Source organism: Streptomyces sp. NRRL WC-3549 (assembly GCF_000721935.1).
GTDB lineage: Bacteria > Actinomycetota > Actinomycetes > Streptomycetales > Streptomycetaceae > Streptomyces.
Genome location: NZ_KL585395.1, coordinates 121,716 through 123,376, shown reverse-complemented (window position 1 = coordinate 123,376; position 1,661 = coordinate 121,716). Strand labels below are relative to the sequence as shown.

Below are 1,661 nucleotides of genomic sequence, written 5' to 3'. Positions count from 1 at the left end.
CGGCCCGCCGCCAGCAGGAGGACGGCCGCGCCCGCGAACGCCCGGGGGAGGTTTCTCGGTCCGTGAGGTGAGTGCATGGGGAATCCGGATCGGTAGCCGGTGGGGAGGAGGCCCGGTGGGAAGGGGCCCGGACGGCCGTCGTGCGCACCGTCCTCTCCAGTACACACCGGCCTCCCCTCAGCCGCTCGTGGTGGGGGCTTCGAGCAGCTCGCGCACCTCCTCCGCGGTGGCCTCCGTGAGCTCCTCGCCGACGAGCAGCCACCGGGTGACGCCCACCGACTCCAGGAAGGCCAGGTCGTGGCCGGCGATCACCAGCGCGCCCTCGTAGGCCTCCAGGGCGCTCGTCAGCTGCCGGACAGCGGCCAGGTCCAGGTTGTTGGTCGGCTCGTCCAGCATCAGCAGCTGAGGGGCCGGTTCGGCGAGCATCACCGCGGCGAGCGCGGCGCGGAACCGCTCCCCGCCGGACAGGGTCCCGGCAGGCTGCTCGGCGCGCGCACCCTTGAACAGGAAGCGGGCGAGCTGGGCGCGGACGTGGTTGTCGGTGGTTGCGGGCGCCATCCGGGAGACGTTCGCCGCGACGCTCAGCTCGTCGTCCAGCACGTCCAGCCGCTGCGGCAGGAACCGCAGCGGCACGAAGGTCCTCGCCTCACCCGCCTCCGGGGCCAGCTCCCCGGTGAGCGTGCGCAGCAGCGTCGTCTTGCCGGCGCCGTTGCGGCCGATCAGGGCGATGCGCTCGGGACCCCGCACCTGGAGCGCGCCGTCGCGCAGCGAGCCGAACCGGGGCCGCAGCCCCTCCAGGGTGAGGACCGTGCGGCCCGCCGGCACGGCGGTGTGGGGGAGCCGCACCTGGATCTCGGCGTCGTCACGGACCGCGTCGGACGCCTCGTCGAGCCGCTCCCGTGCCTCTTGGAGGCGGTCCTCGTGCAGCCCCTTGAGCTTGCCCGCCGCCTCCTGCGACGACCGCTTGTGCGCGCCCGCGACGATTCTCGGGGCGCGGTTCTGGGCGTCCATCTTCTTGTTGTGCCGCTGCCTGCGGGCGACCTTGGTCCGGGCCTCGTCCAGCTCGCGCTTCTGCCGGCGGACGTCGGACTCGGCGGCCCGCAGCATGCGCCCGGCGGCCTCCTGCTGGGTGGCCAGCGCCTCCTCGTACGCGGAGTAGCCACCGCCGTACCAACTCACCGAGCCGGAGCGCAGTTCGGCGATGCGGTCGACGCGTTCCAGGAGGTCACGGTCGTGGCTGACCACGAGGAGGACGCCGGAACGCCAGGAGTCGACGGCTTCGTAGAGCCTGCGGCGCGCGAACACGTCGAGGTTGTTGGTCGGTTCGTCGAGCAGCAGGACGTCGGGGCGTTCCAGCAGCAGCGCGGCCAGGCGCAGCAGCACGGTCTCCCCGCCGGACAGCTGCCCGACGGGGCGGTCCAGGCCGATGGCGCCGAGCCCGAGCGAGCCCAGCGTCGCCAGGGCCCGCTCCTCGACGTCCCAGTCGTCGCCGACCGTCTCGAAGTGCTCCTCGGCGACGTCCCCGGACTCGATGGCACGCAGCGCGGAGCGCCGCCCGGTGATGCCGAGCGCGTCCTCGACGCGGAGCCCGGTGTCGAGGGTGAGGTTCTGCGGCAGGTAGGCGAGGCGGCCGCCGACGGTCACCGACCCCTCCGAGGGCC

At 73.9% G+C, this 1,661-nt stretch carries 1 protein-coding gene; it reads right to left on the bottom strand.

Annotated features, from left to right (window positions below; all coding sequences use genetic code 11):
- Positions 1-177: 177 nt before the first annotated feature.
- Positions 178-1,661 (bottom strand): ATP-binding cassette domain-containing protein (locus tag IH13_RS0113375; protein ID WP_031084114.1); only part of this gene is annotated, 1,484 nt, incomplete at its 5' end.